Source organism: Rhizobium sp. SG741 (assembly GCF_012275435.1).
Classification (GTDB): Bacteria; Pseudomonadota; Alphaproteobacteria; order Rhizobiales; family Rhizobiaceae; genus Rhizobium; species Rhizobium lusitanum.
This window is the reverse complement of record NZ_JAAZQP010000008.1, coordinates 204,279-225,374: the sequence shown is the minus strand read 5'-3', so window position 1 is coordinate 225,374 and position 21,096 is coordinate 204,279. Positions and strand designations below refer to the sequence as shown.

General features: G+C 58.7%; 14 protein-coding genes. 8 read left to right on the top strand and 6 right to left on the bottom strand.

Going from position 1 to position 21,096, the window contains the following annotated elements; all coding sequences use genetic code 11:
* Positions 1 to 245 precede the first annotated feature (245 nt).
* On the bottom strand, positions 246 to 1,424 hold the full coding sequence (locus FHT29_RS21320) for a polysaccharide biosynthesis/export family protein (RefSeq protein ID WP_047553057.1): 1,179 nt from the start codon (positions 1,422 to 1,424) through the stop codon (positions 246 to 248).
* 755 nt (positions 1,425 to 2,179) lie between these two features.
* Between FHT29_RS21320 and FHT29_RS21315 the strand changes: the two genes are divergently transcribed.
* The 7 genes from FHT29_RS21315 (at position 2,180) to FHT29_RS21285 (ending at position 10,783) form a co-directional block, all read left to right on the top strand.
* On the top strand, positions 2,180 to 2,968 hold the full coding sequence (locus FHT29_RS21315; protein ID WP_234903716.1) for a class I SAM-dependent methyltransferase: 789 nt from the start codon (positions 2,180 to 2,182) through the stop codon (positions 2,966 to 2,968).
* A 95-nt stretch (positions 2,969 to 3,063) separates the two neighbouring features.
* Positions 3,064 to 4,194, top strand: a complete 1,131-nt coding sequence (locus FHT29_RS21310) for a hypothetical protein (RefSeq protein WP_246703066.1) — start codon at positions 3,064 to 3,066, stop codon at positions 4,192 to 4,194.
* The gene (locus FHT29_RS21305; RefSeq protein WP_047553055.1) at positions 4,175 to 5,455 is read left to right on the top strand and encodes a capsule biosynthesis protein; all 1,281 of its coding nucleotides are present in this window, start codon (positions 4,175 to 4,177) and stop codon (positions 5,453 to 5,455) included. The genes FHT29_RS21310 and FHT29_RS21305 overlap by 20 nt, the downstream gene beginning before the upstream one ends.
* A 13-nt stretch (positions 5,456 to 5,468) precedes the next feature.
* On the top strand, positions 5,469 to 6,122 hold the full coding sequence (locus tag FHT29_RS21300) for an ABC transporter ATP-binding protein (RefSeq protein WP_037194208.1): 654 nt from the start codon (positions 5,469 to 5,471) through the stop codon (positions 6,120 to 6,122).
* 191 nt (positions 6,123 to 6,313) lie between these two features.
* Positions 6,314 to 7,417, top strand: coding sequence for a capsule biosynthesis protein (locus FHT29_RS21295; protein WP_244655124.1), 1,104 nt, complete (start codon positions 6,314 to 6,316; stop codon positions 7,415 to 7,417).
* Between the two features lie 18 nt (positions 7,418 to 7,435).
* Positions 7,436 to 8,542 carry a hypothetical protein gene (locus FHT29_RS21290; RefSeq protein WP_047553053.1) on the top strand — a complete coding sequence of 369 codons (1,107 nt, stop codon included), beginning with the start codon at positions 7,436 to 7,438 and terminating at the stop codon, positions 8,540 to 8,542.
* 54 nt (positions 8,543 to 8,596) lie between these two features.
* The gene (locus FHT29_RS21285) at positions 8,597 to 10,783 is read left to right on the top strand and encodes a glycosyltransferase family 2 protein (RefSeq protein ID WP_047553050.1); all 2,187 of its coding nucleotides are present in this window, start codon (positions 8,597 to 8,599) and stop codon (positions 10,781 to 10,783) included.
* Between the two features lie 18 nt (positions 10,784 to 10,801).
* On the opposite strand, the gene FHT29_RS21280 is transcribed toward FHT29_RS21285, so the two are convergent.
* Positions 10,802 to 14,260 (bottom strand): YhaN family protein, encoded by a 3,459-nt coding sequence (locus FHT29_RS21280; protein WP_047553046.1) that lies wholly within the window; start codon positions 14,258 to 14,260, stop codon positions 10,802 to 10,804.
* A gap of 1 nt (position 14,261) precedes the next feature.
* The gene (locus tag FHT29_RS21275; protein ID WP_047553044.1) at positions 14,262 to 15,497 is read right to left on the bottom strand and encodes a DNA repair exonuclease; all 1,236 of its coding nucleotides are present in this window, start codon (positions 15,495 to 15,497) and stop codon (positions 14,262 to 14,264) included.
* Positions 15,498 to 15,719: 222 nt separating this feature from the next.
* Here FHT29_RS21275 and FHT29_RS21270 point away from each other — a divergent pair, with 222 nt between their 5' ends.
* Positions 15,720 to 16,706 carry an aldo/keto reductase gene (locus tag FHT29_RS21270; RefSeq protein ID WP_047553041.1) on the top strand — a complete coding sequence of 329 codons (987 nt, stop codon included), beginning with the start codon at positions 15,720 to 15,722 and terminating at the stop codon, positions 16,704 to 16,706.
* Between the two features lie 114 nt (positions 16,707 to 16,820).
* On the opposite strand, the gene FHT29_RS21265 is transcribed toward FHT29_RS21270, so the two are convergent.
* The 3 genes from FHT29_RS21265 to lon all read right to left on the bottom strand — a co-directional run bounded on the left by FHT29_RS21265 (position 16,821) and on the right by lon (position 20,860).
* On the bottom strand, positions 16,821 to 17,732 hold the full coding sequence (locus FHT29_RS21265; protein WP_047553364.1) for an agmatinase: 912 nt from the start codon (positions 17,730 to 17,732) through the stop codon (positions 16,821 to 16,823).
* Positions 17,733 to 17,962: 230 nt separating this feature from the next.
* Positions 17,963 to 18,238, bottom strand: coding sequence for a DNA-binding protein HupB (gene hupB / locus FHT29_RS21260; RefSeq protein ID WP_034507562.1), 276 nt, complete (start codon positions 18,236 to 18,238; stop codon positions 17,963 to 17,965).
* A gap of 201 nt (positions 18,239 to 18,439) precedes the next feature.
* Entirely contained in the window at positions 18,440 to 20,860 is a 2,421-nt protein-coding gene (gene lon, locus FHT29_RS21255; RefSeq protein ID WP_034507564.1) for an endopeptidase La, read from the bottom strand.
* Between the last annotated feature and the right edge of the window lie 236 nt (positions 20,861 to 21,096).

Sequence of the window (21,096 nt, the reverse complement as noted above, 5' to 3'; positions counted from 1 at the left end):
TACAGCGCAATATGCGGCAGTGCAACAATCGAAGCAACATGCTATCCCCGATACCATCAATGCTTGTGTCTGAAATGTGCTCCGCGCTCGAGTCGGCTGCGGACATTTCTTCACATCACTTCGGGGATCAATTCCACCCCGGCGACAAGGCGTGATCCGTCACGATCATACATATGTCGGCGTCTATGCGCCGATAGAGGTAAAAGCAGACCTTGGCGAAGCCGCGAAATCTCCATTTCTTGACGTTACTGGCCCAGATTGACCGCTGTCGCAGCACCCTGAGAAGCGATGCCCAATGGCGTGCCGACAAGGGTCAGGAACTTTCGAATGTCGACGGAGGGATGGCGCGACACATAGATGACGTCGCGGCTCTTGACCGGGAAGGTCTGCCCTACGATCAAGCTGTCCGGATGCGACATGTCGAAACGATAGACGATCGGATAACGCCCCTTGGGGTCCGCGACCATTCCCTTGCGCAACAATTCCTGGAATCGCGCCGGGCCAAGCAGGCTCCTGACGATATCCGGCTCTTCATAACGGAACAGGAAGAAGCCCTTGGCGTTGCTCGAGTCATCGTCGGCGCCATGACCTAAGGCAACAGCCTCGAGGAGATTGAGGTCGTTGGCGCCGAACTCGAGACGGCCGTCTCCGCGAACGGAGCCCATCAATGTGAAGGTTCTGGGATCACGCACCAGGAAGATCTGGTCGCCAGGTTGAACATAGATATCTTCGGACGGATGCTCGATGATCGATTTCAACAGAACCGTCCCGGTCCTGCTGCCGCGAACCAGCGTAACATAGGTTTCATAAGGCTGCGTCACTGATCCGCCGGCCTTGGCGATGACTTGCGTGATCTTTTCCTCGGTCAGATCCAAGGGAACCATCGAGGGACGCCCGACCGCGCCCGAAACCGTAACAGTTCGCGATGCCGTACCCGTGCTCGTCACGATGACATCCGGCTCTACAGCCTTGGTGGCCAGAGCCGCCAGGATCGCCTTGCGAGCCTGCTCGAGTGTCTTGCCCGCGAACCGAACAGAGCCGGCATAGGGGATGGCCGCCGTCCCGTCCGGCTGCACGACGATATCGAGCGACACCTGTTTCGATTGTGCCGTCGAAAACAGGCCATCAGCGCCCGCTTCGAAAATCGTCACCTTCAATGCGTCGCCGACGCCGATAGCTACCCGTCCGACACCACCGCCGATACCAAACCGGCGGTTGAGTGTGGAAGAAACATAATCTGAAACCAGACGCGCGGTACGGCTGTCGATGTCGACAATATCAAAAACGGCGGCATTCTTGCGTCCCAGCTCGGCACTGGATTGTCCCGCATCGCTCGTGATCGCACCGGCCAGCGGCCCTTCGCTCGAGACGGAATTGCATCCAGCTAGAATTACGCAGCAAAATACGGCGCCAACCCGAATCAATTGAACAACCCCAAATTATTAGCTGCCGCCGTTACCTGATGGTTCAGACCGACATAGTATGCATCAAATATGTAGACGCCTTGAAAGCATAACGAGCGGCCATCAACAAGCCCATTCAACCTAAAGCGCCATCAAAAAAATTCGGTGCGATCATCCGAACACACCTGATATGTGATGAGCAATCGACCCCGCTGCGTATAAGCGCCAAGTGCGAATAAGGCAATTTATGTCAATATTATTTGGAGATTTTAAATTAATATTTTCTGAATGATGAGATGATCTATTAAACAATAGGATCAGGAGAAATCGGGCTGGGTCACGAAACCATGTTTTGCGAATCGGCATTTTCTCCGCTTTTCATAGGCTTGCTGGTGCCTGTAGAAGGCATCAATTCCAAACCGCTGTTTCCAAAGGAATAGCGGATTACAAGAATCCAGAAACTATCGGAGCCCGGCAGTCCCGCCAGATAAGCATTGAGCGGTAAAGATAGAAATAGAATCTACTTGGCGTCCGGCGATGTGGTTTTCTGCCCAGAGAGGCGTGCTCTTGGCCGTTCGGAAATGGGCAGCGGCGCTCATAAACTACGCCGCTTTCTGCGGATCGTACCGCTAGGGTTGTGAATTGACGGGACGAATAGTACGTCATTCGCAACTGGCGTGGTAATTTCTCCAAATCGGCAAATACCGATGGAAATAAAGGTTATGTCAATGCTTGGTTTTTCAAAGCGATCGCCGAAAAAGTCGTCAAAGGACCCTTTGGAAATATTCGACCAGTACGAGCAAGGCATCCCAAGCCATCAGAATGCGATCGATGCCCTTTCCGGCTGGAATTGTGCTTTTCCCCCTGCCCTCAACTTGAATGCCGGAGCGCTGCCCCTCTACGCAGACGACCGGATAGCGTGGGCCCTGCAATCGTTCGGATCTATCGAAGGCAAGAAGGTCCTGGAAGTGGGACCATTGGAGGGAATGCACACCTATATGCTGCACAGCCATCTCCCGGCGCGAATCGACGCGATCGAAGCAAATCGTCTCTGTTTCCTGAGGTGCCTCGTCACCAAGCAGATTCTGAATATCGATACCGCTTCCTTCATGCTGGGCGACATCCAGTCGTGGCTGACGGAACGCGACGAGACCTATGACTTCGCGCTGGCATCCGGCGTTCTCTATCACATGGCCGATCCCGGGGAATTCCTGCGGCTGCTGGCAAGCCGGACCAAAGCGGTTTTCATCTGGACGCATTTCGTTCTGGAGGACGCAATGCCCGAGGGTGACGTGCGGCGCCTGCCTTTCAGCGGCAAAGTCGAAACCAGAATGGTCGACGGGGTTCCCGTACGTTACTACGAACGAAGCTATCATCACGCCAATGCCAACGCGTCTTTCTGCGGCGGTATGAAGGACCGGCATTTCTGGATGCACCGGGATGACATATTGATGCTGTTGCGTAAGCTCGGTTACAGCGACATCGTCATCAGGGACGAAAACCTGAACCACCCTGGCGGCCCGAGCTTTTCGCTGCTGGCGCGCAAAGCGCCTGATGCTTCCTGACGAGGTTTGAATGCCGGGATTCAAGATCAGCCATATCGCGGGTCGTCTTGACGTGCTTCGGGGCGCGACCGGTAACCTGGTGTTTTTCGAGCACAGTGCGACAAGCAGCGCCGACCGAGTACAAATGCCGGAGAATATCCGTGCTTTTTAATCTCGAATATGATCACGGCACCATTCTCGAGGGTTATCTTATTCCCGACGGCTTTTCCGACCTGCCGCACATCAGGGTATCCGATGCGAACGGCGATTTGATGATCCTGCCATGCGATCAGCTCAAACAGGCTGTCATTGATTCGGGACGGCATGAAAACGGCCGCGTCGGCTTCAAGTTGGATACGACGATCATCCCGGATCTGGCTGAGCGAACATCGCTGATGATCCATGACGCGAAGTCAGGATTGTTGATCTACCGGCGGCCGCAAGTCCCGCAAACAATTCCTTTGAAGATTTTACGGCTTGAAACGCAGCTCCTGCCGATGGTCAAATTCGACTATCACTGCGGCCGCCACTTTCAATATGAGCTGCCGTCCGTAGAGCGTTTCGGTCACGAGACGGCGCTTCAGGCCTTTCATCTGAACGCCATCCAGTCGATCTATATCAGTGGACGTCTGCTGCTGCGGAACTACGAAGAGTTTCTCGACAAGGGATTCAAGGCAATCGTTCTGCTGACTGACCCCTATTACGAATTGGCCCTGCGGATATTTCTTCTGAAACGAATGGCAAGAACTCAAATTTCCTTTTTCGGCGACCGCGACAAGATCATATTGGCGCCCGCTGCGGAGCATTTTGCCGACGTCGATCTTGAGAGCGACGCCTCTCTCAAAATGGCGCTCAAGAAAGCGCCTCAAAATGTCAGAAGCGTTCTCGTGTCACCGGTCACCCGCCAGCTGGCCACGACGATACCGGAACAGCTCGTCACGCGTAGCGATGTGGCCGCCGCGATCGATCTTCTGTCGCGTTTTGCCATCGTGGGCCATGATAGCGACAGTCTTTACTTTCAACATGCGGTTGGCGAGTTGCTCGGGATTCCGATTGACGATTTCCCGTTGCCCTCGAGGCATAGCACCCTTGAAAACATTGCAGCACAACTGCGTTCATTGCATATTGCCGAACTTATGCTCGAGGAAGATTTGATTTTCGATCACTATGTGCGTGAGGCGATGAAACCACCCGCGCCGGAGCTGCGCGAAACGATTGTAAGCCGACATGCCAAAACCAGTCATTGAAGACGCGATAGTTGAAGAATACCCGCGCGTAAGGCCGGCCCGACAGATACTGCCGGCCTTGTTCCGGCGGCGCTCCCCACAACGCCGCGAGCGCGAGGAAATCGAGTACATACCGGTCCATGACGGACAAGAGCCGGAAACCCAATCCGGTGGGAAGCCGCCACTACGGCTACTTGGCTTCCTACTGCTCGTCATCCTGCCTTTTCTGGCCTGCTCGGTCTATTATGCTTTCATTGCTTCGGACCAATATGTCGCGGAGGCCCGCTTTGCCGTTCGCGCAGTCTCCGGTGCGGATGGCAACAGTGATGGGAGCGACCCCTCCGGCGGCGCGGGTGCATCCGGTGTTCTCAACATGCGCTCCGCTTCGCAGGATGCCTATGTCGTCACCAGCTTCATCCATTCTACGGAAATACTGAAACGGATCGGCGCAAACCTCGACTACAAGTCGATGTTTGCAAGGGGAGATGCGGATTTTCTGTCGCGATTTCGCGCTTCGGAATCCGACGAAGAATTTCTGAAATACTGGAACGATCACGTCAGCGCCTATATCGACGTCTCTTCGGGCATCATCACGCTGAAGGTTAGGACGTTCACACCCGATGATTCCGTAAAGCTTGCCGATGCGATCATTCAGGAGAGCGAAAAGCTGATCAACGAGCTTTCCACACGTGCACGCAACGACATCGTCCAAAGCATGAAGGCAGACGTCGAAAAAAGCGGCAAAGCCTATGGCGGCACTTTGATTGCACTGAATCAATTCCAGCATGCATCCGGCCTTCTCAGCCCGCAGACGCAGGCCAAGGACAGTGGCACGCTTTTGACCGGACTGCTGGCACAAAAGCTCGAATTTGAAACGCGCCTCTTCGTGATGCGACAGTCCAACGCCGAGAGCTCCCCGACCTTTCAACAGCTGAACCTGGCCAAGGAAAGTTTGGATGCGCAGATAGACAAGATGAAAACCGAGCTGACAGGCCCGGAAAATGAAAGTCTTGCAAAATCGCTGCTGGAATATTCCAGACTCGATACCGATCGCTTGATCGCGGAAAAGCTCTACGAGAGTTCGCAGAAAAATTACGATGCCGTCCTTGCGGAAGCGTTGCGCAAGACGCTTTATCTTGCGGTATTCGTCAATCCAACTCTGCCGGACGAGGCAATTTTCCCGCGTCGCGTCAGCACGCCGCTGATCATACTGCTTGCTCTGACCGTTGCCTGGGCAACGCTTTCACTCATCTGGGCGTCCGTACAGGATCATCGCATATGAGTGGGGATGCCCGATGATCCGCTTCAAGAACGTTTCGAAGTTCTTCAAGACGCAGAGCGGCAAAAAGATCATTCTCGACCATGTGAATTGCGAGTTCCAGTCGGGTTATTCCTATGGCTTGCTCGGCGTCAACGGTGCGGGAAAGTCAACGACGATACGAATGATCGCCGGCACGATGCTGGCCAATTCGGGCACGATCACCAAGGACGTGCGCGTGTCCTGGCCGCTGGGCTTGAGCAGCGGCTTCAATCCGTTCATGACGGGGCGGGCCAACGTCCATTTCGTTGCCCGCGCCTATGGCGAGGATGTGAGACGCGTATCCCGTTTTGTTGAAGAGTTCGCAGAGCTGGGCGATTATCTGGATGCGCCCGTGCGGACATATTCTTCGGGCATGGGCGCACGACTGGCTTTCGGGCTCTCCATGGCCATAGAATTTGAATGTTACTTGGTGGACGAGGTTCTCGCCGTCGGCGATGCACGCTTTCAGGAGCGTTGCCGGGTCGCATTCGAGAGCAGACGCAAGAATTCCGATATCATCATGGTTTCTCATAGTATGGGCATGATCAAAACGCATTGCGACAAAGGTATGGTACTTGTCGACGGCCGGCTTATCGTCTTCGATGAGGTAGAGCAGGCAATCGAAGCCTATTATAGACTGAACCGATAAGACATGAGGGATTGGCAGCAAGGCCCAATATGGCGCACGACACCGGAAAAGTGACCGAAACAGTCCAGCTCAGCGCGACTGAGCACAGTCGCAACGTGGCCGCGAATCTCTCCGTGACCGCGCGGAAATTGCGTTTTTCGACGTCAAGGCGGAGCCAATTGTTCAAAGCGGTCGGCCTGCGGCCGCGCCCAATGCAGCAAATCATCAGCAAGGCGATCCTGGCCTCGACTTTTCTGCTGCTCGTCGTCCCCAATCTCGCTTCGATATATTATTTCGTCTTCCTGGCATCCGATCAATATCAATCGGAAACGCGCTTTACGGTACGGTCTTCGACGCCGGCGCTTGGGAAAAACCAGCTGGCCAAGGCTACCGGCCTGCCATCGACGCAAATCGTCCAGGATACGCTGATCGTCACCAATTTCATCAAAAGCAAGGACATGGTGGCGGCCCTGACCAGCAAGGTCGACTTGCAGAATATCTACGGGCGCGAAACGATCGATCCCATTGCGAGACTGAAGAAGGATGCCAGTTCTGAGAAGCTGCTTCGTTACTGGGAGGATATGATTTCCGTGAGCATCGATGCCAATAGCGGCATCGTGACGGTCAAGGCCCGCGCTTTTTCGGCGGCCGACGCCCAGAAGATACTGAAGGAGGTCGTCACCGCCTCCGAAGCCGTGGTCAACGACGTCAACAACCGCATCTGGCGCGATGTCATCGTGACGGCCCAAACGAACCTGGATAACGCAAAGAACCAGTTGCAGAACACCAGAGAAGAGCTTCTGAGCGCCCGCAACCAAACGGGCATCCTCAGTGTCGAGGGGGCATCGACCATTATAACGAATCTGATCTCGTCCGTGCAGAAGGAGAGGATAGGCCTTCAGCAAAAATACGACGCTCTGCTCGGAGCCGTTTCGGCCGATGCGCCGCAGATGAAAGTGCTTAAACGCGAAATCGACAGCAAGCAGAAACAATTGGATCAATTGAACAGCCAAATTGCCGGGCAGAACAAATCGGAGCAAAACCTTGCCGACGTGTCGGTCGATATGTCTCAACGTGAACTCGAGCAGAGCCTCGCCGAGCAGCAGTTCGCAACGAGCATGAAAACCCTTGAGCAGGTTCAGTTCGTCAGCAAGCAGCAGCTGCTCTATCTCGATACATTTCTCGCACCGGATTTGCCCGATGATGCCGAGTATCCCAAACGAGCGCTCTGGATCGGCGGCGTTTTCGCCGCGACGCTGTTGATTTGGGGTGCGGTTGTCGGGGCGCTGACGAACGTCCGAAGCCGTTTGGTATAAGGTCGCGCGGACAGCCCCATGCAAATTCTGCGCGATATCATCTACGGACTGCTTCCAAGACCGCGACCATCGGGGGCATATGCGAAAGACACTTATCGCACCGCAAAACGGCTCCTCATCCTCTCACGATATCCCAATCCCAGCGTCAGCTACTATCTTGACGAACGAGCCAAGACGCTCGACGAAATCCCGGTCATCATGAAGGGCCTTGATGATCCCCTGGATACGGTCGATAGCGAGGGGCTCTTCGTCATCATCTGCCGTTACATCAAGCAACCACAATTACGCTGGCTGGAAAAGAGGCGTGGCACCCTTGCAGGCGTGGCCTATTTCGTCGATGACGACATCCGGGCCGTTGTCACCGGCAAGGAGGCGAGCTGGCCTTACAAGCTCAGACTGATCAAACTGGCCGTCCGTCCGTTGCCAAGGGTCAATCGATTGCTGACACATATCTGGACGTCCACGGAAGCCCTGGCGGGGACGCTGGCCACGGCAGGCCACCAGATCGATATCCTTGCACCGATGCCGGCAAATCCGGCCGATGCCGCGCTCGATATCGGGGATGAGACCATTGCGCCGCTGAAAATGGTCTACCATGCGACCGGCATTCACCGCCGTGAGCATGAATTCCTCATGCCGATCGTCAAGGCCGCGATGGAAAAGCATGGCAATCTGCATTTCGAGGTTTTCGCCAATGGCAATCTTGCACGCCGCTGGAGCCGCCAGGGAATCGACCCGTCGAGAATAACGATCATTCCGCCACTACCCTGGTCGGCTTATCTTGCCAGGACAGAGCGCCACAGCGCCGATATTGCGCTCGCTCCCCTCCTCTCGGGGAAGACCAATGCGAGCCGCGCCGATACGAAGCGGATCGATATCAGCCGTCTGCAGGCAGCAGCCATATTCTCGAATTGCCCGACATTTGCACGCTGCGCAATGGCCGCAGAGCTTCACATCGGCAACACCCAGGAAGAATGGCTGACGGCAATCGACCAGCTCGTCAGCGATCGGGCGCGTCGCTTGGTTGCTCGCGACGCGACAAGAAGCTCGATCGAAAAAATGCGACAGCACGCGACGCCTGCATTTCCCGGTATACGTTTTGAACCGTTCGGCGACGTGGCTTAGCGCCCGAATCATGAAGACAATGCGCGCTGCCGGCGTCTGGATATAAAGGCATCGATGACACTCAAGATCTTACCGAACGCCGACCTCGAGCGTAAACTCCCCGCCGATGCGAATTCCAATCTTTGGAAGTCCGTGGGCGATGATCCCGCATTCGAAATCAGGTTTCCGCCCGTCCGAAAGAGACTGGTCGTCATTCATATTGCCGCGACCGATGAAGCCATCGATCCGAAATTCTATGTCAATCGCGGCCGCGGCTTCCGGGAGAAGGATGCGACATCCCTGCCGGAAGGGCGGCGGTTCGTCATTACGGCAGACATAGGGTCCGTGGGCACCATCTGCGCCCTGCGCGCCGATCCGGTCAGCTTCCCGACGACATTCAGCTTTGACGTTACGGCTTTCGCTTCCGCGAAATCCGCTGAACGGCATATTTCAAATCTCCTCGGCATGGAGGGGAAGGCAGAGCGCATCGATCTCGGCAAGCTTCCGCAACATTGGACAAAGATACCGAAGCTGAATTTCGGAAAGCGGTCTGCGAACCTGACGACGCAATATGCTGACGCGAGCTATCGACTAGCCTCTGATCTCGTTGCCTCGCCGGTCTCGGCAACAGCCGGAACTTGGCTGAGCGTCGTCGTTCCCGTATACAATGCGCCGCGCCGCTATCTCGACGATCTCGTCAAGTCCTTCGAAGCCCAAGTGGAGAATGGCACGGAACTCATCCTGAGCGATGACGGTTCGACGTCCCCGGAAACACGGCAATGGTATGAGTCGCAGCAATCGAAAGCGAATATCCACCTCGTGCTGAACGATCGCAACGGCGGGATCGCGGCGGCCACCAATGCCGGACTATCCCATGCCAGCGGCCAGTGGATCGCCTTTCTCGACCATGACGATGTCATCGCTCCCCACGCCTTCAAGATGATCAGGCACACGCTGGAGCAAAATCCGGGCGCGAATTTCCTCTATACGGACGAGCTGGTTGTCGACGACACACTCAAGCCGACGGGCGTTATGCTGAAGCCGGCCTACGACCCCGTCCTGCTGACGGGCGTCAACTACATCAACCACTTCTCCATCTATCGCCACAGCCGGCTTCGCGAGATCGGCTATCTTCGCACCGGTTACGATGGCTCTCAGGATTACGACCTGCTGCTGCGCTATCTGGAGAGGGTTCCGGAGGAAAGCATCCTCCACCTGCCCTACCCGGCCTATTGGTGGCGCCGCAATGGCAGGACCTATTCGCGCAAGTTCTTGGATGCCGCCACCGCGAATGCCAGAAAGGCGCTGACGGAGCGATTTGAACGGCAACAGCAGGCGATTGAGGTCGAGGGAGCCCTCACGGAGACGCTGCATCGCGTCACGTTCGAGCCGCCGCGCGACTGGCCGAAGGTTTCGATCATCATTCCCAGCAAGGACAATCTCGACCTGATCTCCCGTATCCTCCGTGATCTCTTCGAAAAGACTGACTATTCCAACTTCGAAGTCATGGTCATCGACAACGGTTCCACGGATCAGTCGGTCCTTAACCTTTACGATCACTATCGCCGGACGCAGCCGCACTTTTCAGCCGTCATCTCGCCGGAAGCCTTCAACTTCTCGCGCTCCGTCAACCGCGGCCTGAAGACGGCAACAGGCGAACACTACCTGATCCTCAACAATGACGTCGAAGTCATCGAGCCGGGCTGGTTGAAGGAGATGGTATCCTGCCTCGCTTATGACAGAACCGGCATCGTCGGCGCCAAGCTTCTCTTTGCGAATGACAAGCTGCAACACGCAGGTGTCGTTGTTGGTTTCGGCGGACTGGCGGGCCATTGGTACATGAGCAAGCCTAGGGAATTCGGCGGCCCGATGAACCGGCTCCATGTCCGCAATTCCATGACCTGCGTGACCGGCGCGGTGATGCTGATTTCGGGCGATTGTCTCCGGAAGATCGGCCTGTTCGACGAGGAAAATTTCGCGGTCGCCTATAATGACGTGGACTATTGCCTGCGTGCCTACAAGGCCGGCTTTCGCATCGTCTGGACACCCTTTGCCTGCCTTTACCACCACGAATCGCTATCGCGGGGATCGGACAAGTCGGGCGAGCGAAAGAAGCGGTTCGACCAGGAGAAAGAGAACCTTCGGCGGCTGCATGCGACGCAGACGTTCGCCGATCGCGCACTCAATCCGGCCTATAGTCGGGACAAATCGGACCCCAGAATCCTGATCCCCACACGATTGCATATCCCCTCGATGTCATAGACGCGCCGATCGCTGCGCTCAGAGCTGGATCAGGTCCAAATCCCGACCGATCTCGCGTCTAGCGATCTCGACCAAACTCATCTCATGGGTGAATAGGACAGTCTGGAAGCGTTCTGCGGTGCCGGCGAGTACCTTCAATCCGGCGCTTGCGCGTTCGTCGTCGAACGTCTGGAAGATGTCGTCGACGATCAGCGGCGCCGGCTCGTTGCGGGCGGAATAATCCTCCAGGAAAGCCAAGCGCAGGGCGAGATAGAGCTGGTCGCGGGTCCCTTCGCTCAGGCCTTCCAGCGGCACATGCTCGCCAGCCACACGTTCCGCCAGCAACTGCCGCGCGTCGGTTTCATCATGTGCCTCGACAAGGCGAACGAAGCGGTCGCCGGTCAGTTGCGAAAACAAGGCGCCCGCCCGCTTGATGACGGGATCCGCCTGCTTTTCGCGATAGGATTCCATCGAGCCCGCCAGCATTCGCGCGGCAAGCTTCAGGACCACCCATTGCCGCGCCAGGTCCTTCGCTTCCTGCTCGGCCGAAAGCTTTTCGAAAACCGCGTATTCGGCACTGACGCCGGTCTCGAGCGCCTGCCGCTGGCGCCGGTTTTCCGCCAGCCGCGCCGAAAGCTCGCCATGTATGGTGAACTGCCGCTGGTCTTCCTCGGTCAACCGCTCGATTTCCAGATCGGCTGCAACCCGTTCGAAATCGGCGAGCTGGACACGAAGCTCGGCCTCGGCCTTGCCATCCGCCTGTTGGCGGAAACGATCGCGGCTCTCGACCAACCGTGCATTCAAGCGAGTGCGCTCGCGCAGCCGCGACAGCAGAGCGGGAAGATCCGTAGCCCCTGGCAGATCCGCGGTCAGATGATCCAGATCGGCCAATATGATCGTGAGAGCTTCCTCGTGGCGCGCGACCAATCCTTCCGCGTGCTGCCGATCCTCTTCAATGCCGTCGCGCCTCTTCAACTCGCCGCGCATGGCGTTGGCGCGCGTATGCAGCGCTTCGGCTGCGGCATCCGGCGGCAGATGATCAAGCTCATAGCCTGCGCTGGCAGCGAGGGTTGCGAGCCGGCGCTCGAAATCCGCCATGTCACGACGCATGCCATTGACGCGGCGCAGCCGGTTGTCGCGCTCCGCCAAAGCATCGGGCAGCTCTTCCCATGCCTTCAGGGCCACAGACGCCATTTCCAGTGTCGCATCCGTCGGCAGGCCAAGGGGCAGAACGGCTTTGCCGAACGCCTCGCGCCAATCGACATGCCGTCGTTCCAGCGCCTGCCGCTGCTCGTCAAACCGTGCCAGCCGGTCGCGCGCCGAACTTATCTCCCCTTCCCGCGTGCGACTTTCGCTCCAGCGCTCGGCAGCCAGACGCAGGTGCTTCCGCAATCCTTCGGCCATCGCCACGGGCGGCAGGCGGCCGCTCTTGTAGCCGGTCGCCTCCGCAATATCCTGCAGGGCTGGAGACACGCGCGCTTCGGCCAAGACATTCTCGTTCCGCCCATCGAGCAAGTCGCGCAGCGCCTTGCGCTCGCGCAGCAACCCTTCGACCCCTCGCCGCCATTCCAACATAATCGACGGATCGAGCGCGGTGACGCCGCAGGCTTCGAAAAGGGCGGCAAAGGATGCCTGGGCATCCGCCAGTGCCTTCTCGTATCCTTGCAGCCGATCGGATACGTCCTCGCGCTCCCGTCTCAGCCGCACTTGACGCAGACGATAATCGGCATGGCGCGCGACGCGATCGGCATCCTTCAACGCGGCATCGGCGAGACGATCAGCCTCGGCGACGCCGACCGTCAGCGCTGCAATCGTCTTTGCGTCGGGAGAGTGACCGGCCGCCAGCATTTCCTGGATGCATGCCCAGTGCCCATCGCGGCCTTCTCGCGCCGCAGCGATCTGTTCGCGCGTGATGATCGGCCCTGTGCCTTCGGCATCCGCCAGCACCCGTTCGATCTCGTTCAGTTGCTCATCATAACCGCGCAGCTTATCGCCAGCCTCGCGCGTCTTCGTGCGGGCCGCATCGATCGTTTCACGATGGGTGGCAATCTCGGCACTTTCCGGCAAGGGTGCCGCGAAAAGCGCGGCGATGTCACCGACCGGTGGTCGCAACCGCGCGGCCGCCTCATTGAGATCGGCTTCCGAGCGGCGTATCTGCGTCTCCAGGGCGTCGAGACGGGCCAAGACGGAGAGGTCGCCGGCCAGTGCCTCCAATTGATCGATGTAAGGCCTCGGATCGATCAGGCGCCCGGCAAGGCTATCCTTTTCCAGTGCCGCCAGCTGCTTGCGCTCGCTGTCGGATTGTTCGGCCAGCACCTGCAGCTGACGCGAGAGCTGCCTGCCCTCCTCCACCAGTTCGGACAGGCGCGCACGGTCCACATCGCTCGGCTGGAGCTTTTCCAATCGCTCGACATCGGGAACGCCCAGACGGCGTGCAAGCTGGGCAAGTGCTGCTTCATAACCGGCGAGTTCCTGATCGACGCGCGGCAGATCCTGACGCTGGCTGCGATAGTTGCCGGTATCGGCAAAGAGCTGTGTGATATCGCCCGATATCTGCAGCAGCGCGTCATCGACATGGATGCGGGCCAGGTCTTCCTCGGCACGAACGACCGTCTGCCGGGCCCGTCGCAACTCCTCTTCGGCAACCTGCTTGTCGCGCAGCTTGTGTTCGAGTCTGTCGGCAAAGCCATCCGGGATGGCGGAGAGATCGGCAAGGCCATCAAGCGCCATGCCTTCCGCGTCGATCTCGGCGAGCAGAGGCTGCAAGGTTTTCAGCTTCGTGAGCCGGTCCAGGGTCTGTCGCGTGTCATGACGCTCGGCCTGCAAACGCTCCAGCTCAGCCTCGAGGTCGGCTGCCTCCGCCAGTAGCTTCTTCCAGTCGCCGGATTTGAGTTCATGGTCGCGCTCGGCCTTGCGGGCATCTTCATAGCGGTCGAGGGCCTGGTAGAAGCTACGATCCTTCGAGCGCCTGGCCGCATAGACGCCATCGGCTTCCGCTTCCAGCGACTGGCGCAGCCGCGAAAGGCCTGTCAGGCCGGAAGCCGCCGAAAACAGCAGGCTGCCGATCTCGCCGCCGCTGCGTAGCATGGCGGTCGCCCCCTGCCGCAGACGTTGCGAATCAAGGCCGAAGGCGCGTTCGAAGACATCGCGGCTCAAATTGCCAAGGAACGGCGCAAGAACATCCTCGGCAAGCGGCGTCTCCTTTTCGTCGGGCGCAAGAAGTGTGCTCTTGCGCCCACGCCGGCGGCGGAAGGTGAGCCGAGTTCCGTCGCGCGCGCTGATCGCCGCGCCGATCCGCAAGGTGCCGGGCTCATGCAAAAAGCTTTGTTCGGCTGCGGCGGGAAAACCAAACAGCAGATCGGAAATCGCGCTTAGTGCGGACGACTTGCCTGCTTCGTTCGGGCCATAGATGACATGCAGCCTGGCGCCGGCACGGAAATCGAGCGTGCGGTCGGTCAGTGCGCCGTAGCGGAGAATATCGAGTCGGTCGAAACGCATATCAGCCTGCCCCCTGCCCGCGAGCCAGGAGCAATTGTCGCGCCTCTTCGATAAGAGCCTCCACGTCGTCATCCAATGGCTGTGCTGCCGCGCCAAGCCCGCCCGGCAGGCGCACCGCAATCTCATCGATAAGCCGACCCGCTTCTACAGCGATATCCGCGTCACCGGCATGCTCGGCCAGCAATTGGCGGAGATCGAGGGCGCCGTCTACGTCTACGATTTGCGCCACCGGCGGCTCCAGCCGCAGCTCCAGCTTTTCAAGCCAGATATCCTCATGCACGCGATGGCATGCAGCCTCGACCTCGTCGCGCCATTGCTGGCGGTTGGCCACTATCGCGCCGTGCAGCGGCGTGACACCGGAAAGCCGAATGCGTAGCGCCGTCATCCGCCCGGCCATGTCATCGGCGACCGGCAGCACCCCCTGCTCGACGCCGCGCAGGATCGCCGTCTGGTCGTCCTCCGGGCCGATGACGATATCGACCTGTGCGAAACGCGCCTCGTCGACGATCAGGCGCTCATGTTCGATCCGGCCGTCTTCGACCCTCACCAATACCGCGCCTTTGGCGCCGCGTTCGCGGATATTGCGGCCCTGCAAATTGCCGGGAAAGATCACCAGCGGATCAAGCGCCACCACTTCGTAATCGTGCACATGGCCGAGCGCCCAGTAGTCATAGCCGCGCGAGCGCAGATCATCGACCGAGCAAGGCGCATAGGGCGCATGCGGCTCGCGGCCGGTGAGCGAGGTGTGGAGAATGCCGATGTTGAACCAGCCTGGCACGGGTGCGGGATAGGCGAGCGCCAGATTGTCGTTGGCCGAGCGCTCGGCAAAGCCCTGGCCATGCAGGGCCACCTGCAGCGCATCCAGTTTGACGCTGCCGGGCTTGCCGGTGGGGAATTCATGGACATTGGCCGGCAAGGTGATGGTCTTGGTGATGACGCTTGCCGCATCGTGATTGCCGCGCAGCAGATAGACCGGAATTCCGGCCCGCTCCAGCCGCGCCATCTCGCGGTTGAAGAACAGGCCGATCTTGTTGTCCTTCCAGTCGCCGTCATAGACGTCGCCTGCGATGACGAAGAAATCGACGCGCTTTTCGATTGCCAGCCCCACCAACGTCGAGAATGCCTTGCGGCTGGCTTCCACGAAGATCGCGGCGACAGCGGCATCCTTCAACGCCAACCCCTGAAAGGGACTGCCAAGATGCAGATCGGCGGCGTGGATGAAGCTGAAAGAGGGCATGGGTTCCGATCGTCGTCAGATATCCGGTCTCCCCTTTTAAGGAAACGAAGGCGTAATGAACACCGCACCGCGCGCTTCATCCAACGGTTTCGTAAGCGGGTGGAAACTGTCATATTCCTCGCTCACGCGATTGCGATCCTGCATTGCCGGTGCACCCTTGTCGCGGGTTCGAGCGGCTGCTACTCCGCTGGCATTTCATGACCAATGAAGAGGAGACATCTCATGAGACATCATGCTTTCGGGCGGACATCCTTCAGCGTGACAAACGTCGGCTTCGGCGCCTGGCAGATCGGCGGCGCATGGGGTGATGTCAGCGAGGCCGACGGCCGTGCGGCGCTGAATGCCGCTCTCGACGCCGGCATGACCTTCATCGACACCGCCGACGTCTATGGCGACGGCCGCTCGGAAAAGATCATTGCCGATGTGCTGAAGGCCCGCGGCGGCCAGCGCCCGATGGTGGCAACCAAGGCCGGCCGCCGGCTGAACCCGCATGTCGCCGACGGCTATACCAAGGCCAATCTCGAAGGTTTCATCGATCGCAGCCTGAGAAACCTCGGCGTCGAGAGCCTGGATCTCGTCCAGCTTCATTGCCCGCCGACCGAAGTGCTCTATCGGCCCGAGGTTTTCGCCGGTCTCGACGAGCTGCAGAAGGCCGGAAAGATCGGGGGATACGGCGTCAGCGTCGAAAAGGTCGAGGAGGCGCTGAAGGCGATCGAATATCCGGGCGTGCTCAGCATCCAGATCATCTACAATATCTTCCGCCAGCGCCCCGATCACCTGTTCTTCAAGGAAGCCAAGCGGAAGAACGTCGCGGTCATCGCCCGCGTGCCGCTGGCGTCGGGCCTGCTCTCCGGCAAGATCACCCGCGACACGCAATTTGCCAGCGATGATCACCGCAACTTCAATCGCCATGGCGAGGCCTTCGATGTCGGCGAGACCTTTGCCGGCGTTCCCTTCGAGGTGGGTCTGCAGGCGGTGGAAGAGGTGCGCAAGCTGGTTCCAGCAGGCGCCAGCATGGCGGCTTTTGCGCTGCGCTGGATCCTGATGAGCGATGCCGTGACCGTCGTCATCCCCGGCGCACGCAATGCCGAGCAGGCCAAAGCCAACGCAGCCGCGGCCGACCTTGCGCCGCTGTCGGCCGACGTCATGGCGGCAACGCGCGAGATCTATGAGCGCCTCATCGCTCCGCACGTTCATCATCGCTGGTAAGCACAGCGGCTTCGCATAAGGGAGTGGCTCGCCTCATCCCCGGCCACTCCTGATATAGTGTATTTTTCGTCACCGGAGAAACAGAGCGACAGGAGCACTGAATACCAACAGGGCTCAAACCTGCCGGACAATGTTTCCGATCACGTTGGTAAGAATGCGCGCGGCGGTGATGGCTGATAAACCGTCAATATCGGCAGGCGGATAGAATTCGACCAGGTCGAAGCCGGCAATCCTGGCGCGCTTGCCCAGACCCGCAATCAGATCGATTACCTGCGTATAGGTGAGGCCACCGGGCGTCCGCGCCGCTACCCCGGGCATAATCGAGGGATCGATGCTGTCGCAATCGAGGGTAACGACAACCTGCGCACCTTCTGGAATATGTTGCAGAGCGGCTTCAACGCCCTCAGCATGCACTTTGCGAGCCGTCACGAAACGACTGCCATAGCGCTGCGCGTCTTCGACTTCGGTAAGACGTGCGCTGCCGACGCTACGAAGAGCGACCTGAACCATGCCGCCAACATGCTGCATCTCGCTCGCCCGACGCATCGGGCTCGAATAGCCGTAGCGCTCGCCATGCAGCTCGTCTCGCCAATCGATGTGAGCATCGATCTGCAGGATCCAGACCGGTCCGCGATCCGCAAATCCCGCGAGGAAGGGGATCGTCACGGAACAATCGCCACCGATCATGATCGGTACGGCCGCTGCCGCCAGTATCTTACGCGTCTTCGCCTCGATCCGGGCACGGTTTCCGGCATTGTCGTACATAGTGGTCGGGACGTCGCCGGCGTCGACACAGCACGGAGGCTTGCCGTTGAAAAGCGGTCCGCCGACATCGAAATCCCAGTGCTCGATCAGAGGCGCGTCGACCTCGCTCGCAGAACGAATGGCACCAGCAGCCAAGACATAGCCACTGCTGTCCTTACCGGGATAGGTGCTGCCGTGGCCAGCTGCGAAAATGACCGCGCGGGGCATGCCGCCGTCGGTTAGTTGATCGGAAAGGCCGAGAAAGGACGGCGATGCGGTCATTTCTTGATGATCCCAATGGTCATTCGGCTGAAACGTCAACGTCAGACATTCGAAAATACCCCGTGACATTTTCTTCGCAAGAGAACGCACGGACCGTCCATCTTATTGGTCAGGGCTAGCGAACGAAATCCGGCCCTTCCCTACCTCAAAACGAAAAAAGGGGCCCGCCAAGCGGACCCCTCATGTTCAACACCCGCAAGGCAAACACCTCGCAGCGGGTGGAAACGAGATTAGCTGTTAACAGCGTCCTTCAGGCCCTTGCCAGGCGTGAACTTCGGCACGTTGCGAGCCGCGATATCGACTTCGGCGCCGGTGGACGGGTTGCGGCCCTTCGTGGCTGCACGGTGAGAAACGGTGAAGCTGCCGAAGCCAGCAAGGCGAATGTCGCCGCCCTTCTTCAGTTCAGCCTGCACGGCATCGAAAACAGCGTCAACAGCGGAAGCAGCGTCAGCCTTCGTGATACCGGCCTTCTCGGCCACTGCGGACACGAGCTCATTCTTGTTCATGTTTCCACCCCTTTCTCTGGTATGAAACGACTTATCTATAGCGGGGCGAAGAATACGAATGCTCTTACCCGCCGCAACCCCAAAAGCCCTGCAAATCAAGGAAAAGCAAGCGTTGCCATACGCTTTTCACAAAAAAAGACCGGCAAATTTGCCGGTCTTTTCGCCTTTTATGTCAATTCGACATAATTGAGGCAACAACGCTCAATGAGCGATCGTCGCGCCCACTTCATCCACGCCGTCAACGGTTGCGATCACTGGCGTTTCGACAGTGCCGTCCCATTCGATCGGCTCGGGCCGGCGAACCAGCGCGTGCTTGATCACCTCGCCCATGCGGGAGACCGGAACGATCTCCATGTTGTTCTTCACGTTGTCCGGAATCTCCGCCAGATCCTTGGCGTTTTCTTCCGGGATCAGAACCTTCTTGATGCCGCCGCGCAGTGCCGCCAGCAACTTTTCCTTCAGGCCGCCGATCGGCAGCACACGGCCGCGCAGCGTGATTTCACCGGTCATGGCGACATCCTTGGAAACCGGGATGCCGGTCATGATCGAGACGATCGCGGTTGCCATCGCGACACCGGCCGACGGGCCATCCTTGGGCGTCGCGCCTTCCGGCACGTGCACGTGGATGTCGCTCTTGTCGAAGAGCGGCGGCTTGACGCCGAAATCGACAGCGCGCGAGCGGACGTAGGATGCCGCCGCCGAGATCGATTCCTTCATGACTTCCTTCAGGTTGCCGGTGACCGTCATGCGGCCCTTGCCCGGCATCATCACGCCTTCGATCGTCAGCAGCTCGCCACCGACTTCCGTCCATGCGAGACCGGTGACGACACCGACCTGATCCTCGCCCTCGGCTTCGCCGTGGCGGAAGCGCGGAACGCCGAGATACTGGTCAATGTTCGCAGCGGTGACCGCAACGGACTTGGTCTTGCCCTTGATGATCTCGGTGACCGCCTTGCGGGCGAGCTTCATCAATTCGCGTTCGAAGTTACGAACACCGGCTTCGCGGGTGTATTGCTGGCTGATTGCCATCAGGGCGTCGTCGCTGACCGAGAATTCCTGCGGCTGCAACGCGTGTTCCTTAATGGCCTTCGGCAGCAGGTGCCGCTTGGCGATCTCGCGCTTTTCATCTTCGGTGTAGCCGGCGATCCGGATGACTTCCATGCGGTCCATAAGCGGCGCAGGGATGTTCAGCGTATTCGCCGTCGTGATGAACATCACGTCTGAGAGGTCATATTCGACTTCCAGGTAGTGATCCATGAAGGTCGAGTTCTGCGCCGGGTCCAGCACTTCCAGCAGGGCCGATGACGGATCGCCACGATAGTCCATGCCGAGCTTGTCGATTTCGTCGAGCAAGAAGAGCGGGTTGGACTTCTTGGCCTTCTTCATCGACTGGATGACCTTGCCGGGCATCGAGCCGATATAGGTGCGGCGGTGGCCGCGGATCTCGGCTTCGTCACGAACGCCGCCGAGTGCCATGCGGACATACTCACGGCCGGTCGCCTTGGCGATCGACTGGGCGAGCGAGGTCTTGCCGACGCCCGGAGGACCTACGAGGCACAGGATCGGGCCCTTGATCTTCGTCGCGCGGGCCTGGACGGCCAGATATTCGACGATGCGCTCCTTGACCTTGTCGAGGCCGAAATGATCCTGTTCGAGGATCTTCTCGGCATTGTTGAGGTCGGCCTTGACCTTCGACTTCTTGTGCCACGGGATACCCAGCAGCCAGTCGAGATAGTTGCGCACCACGGTGGCTTCCGCCGACATCGGGCTCATCTGCCGCAGCTTCTTCAGCTCGGCATCGGCCTTTTCCTTGGCTTCCTTCGACAGCTTGGTCTTGGAGATGCGCTCTTCCAACTCGGCCATCTCGTCGCGGCCTTCTTCGCCGTCGCCGAGCTCCTTCTGGATCGCCTTCATCTGTTCATTCAGATAGTATTCGCGCTGGGTCTTCTCCATCTGGCGCTTGACGCGCGAGCGGATGCGCTTTTCGACCTGCAGAACCGAAATCTCGCCTTCCATGAAGCCGAGCGCCTTTTCGAGGCGGCCCTTGACGCTGGTGGTTTCCAGCATCTCCTGCTTCTCGGTGATCTTGATCGACAGATGCGAGGCAACCGTGTCGGCGAGCTTAGAATAGTCATCGATCTGGCTGGCGGCGCCAACCACTTCCGGCGAAATCTTCTTGTTGAGCTTTACATAGCTCTCGAATTCAGAAACGACCGAGCGGCTCAGCGCTTCGAGCTCGACCTGATCTTCCTCCGGCTCATGCAAGACATGGCCAAGGGCCTCATAGAAGTCCTCGCGGCCGGTATACTCGTCGATCTCCGCACGCGCACGGCCTTCGACCAGCACCTTCACGGTGCCGTCGGGCAGTTTCAGCAGCTGCAGCACATTGGCAACGGTACCAACCCTATGGATCGCGTCCGGCGCAGGATCGTCGTCGCTGGCATTGATCTGCGTGACCAGCATGATCTGCTTGTCAGAGCCCATGACCTCTTCCAGCGCACGAATGGATTTTTCCCGTCCGACGAACAGCGGCACGATCATGTGGGGGAAAACCACGATGTCGCGCAACGGCAATACCGGATAGGCAATGCTCTCATTTGCCGCAGACGTTTTCTTAGTCATGTTATTTCCTTTCCGTCGTCCCGTTCCCGGGCTCTCTGCCGGCCTTAGGGGATTAGCCGGCTCTCTCACTTGGTTAACAAGTGGAGCTTCACATTGCCTATTTCAAGTCGCGCGCGACGCACTGTCGCCAGACAGCGATCCGCATATTTACGAGGAGGAACGCAACAACAAAGCACCGACGCCCGGCCACTCAAACACCGCCGACAAATCAGGATCCGAGGAAAAACGCCGGGCCC

Excerpts from the sequence above, each read along its gene's own strand:
- FHT29_RS21305 (WP_047553055.1), top strand. The coding sequence starts at position 4,175 with ATGCCAAAACCAGTCATTGAAGACGCGATAGTTGAAGAATACCCGCGC.
- FHT29_RS21300 (WP_037194208.1), top strand. The coding sequence starts at position 5,469 with ATGATCCGCTTCAAGAACGTTTCGAAGTTCTTCAAGACGCAGAGCGGC.
- FHT29_RS21295 (WP_244655124.1), top strand. The coding sequence starts at position 6,314 with ATGCAGCAAATCATCAGCAAGGCGATCCTGGCCTCGACTTTTCTGCTG.
- FHT29_RS21290 (WP_047553053.1), top strand. The coding sequence starts at position 7,436 with ATGCAAATTCTGCGCGATATCATCTACGGACTGCTTCCAAGACCGCGA.
- FHT29_RS21285 (WP_047553050.1), top strand. The coding sequence starts at position 8,597 with ATGACACTCAAGATCTTACCGAACGCCGACCTCGAGCGTAAACTCCCC.
- FHT29_RS21280 (WP_047553046.1), bottom strand. The coding sequence starts at position 14,260 with ATGCGTTTCGACCGACTCGATATTCTCCGCTACGGCGCACTGACCGAC.
- FHT29_RS21275 (WP_047553044.1), bottom strand. The coding sequence starts at position 15,497 with ATGCCCTCTTTCAGCTTCATCCACGCCGCCGATCTGCATCTTGGCAGT.
- FHT29_RS21270 (WP_047553041.1), top strand. The coding sequence starts at position 15,720 with ATGAGACATCATGCTTTCGGGCGGACATCCTTCAGCGTGACAAACGTC.
- FHT29_RS21265 (WP_047553364.1), bottom strand. The coding sequence starts at position 17,732 with ATGACCGCATCGCCGTCCTTTCTCGGCCTTTCCGATCAACTAACCGAC.
- hupB (WP_034507562.1), bottom strand. The coding sequence starts at position 18,238 with ATGAACAAGAATGAGCTCGTGTCCGCAGTGGCCGAGAAGGCCGGTATC.
- lon (WP_034507564.1), bottom strand. The coding sequence starts at position 20,860 with ATGACTAAGAAAACGTCTGCGGCAAATGAGAGCATTGCCTATCCGGTA.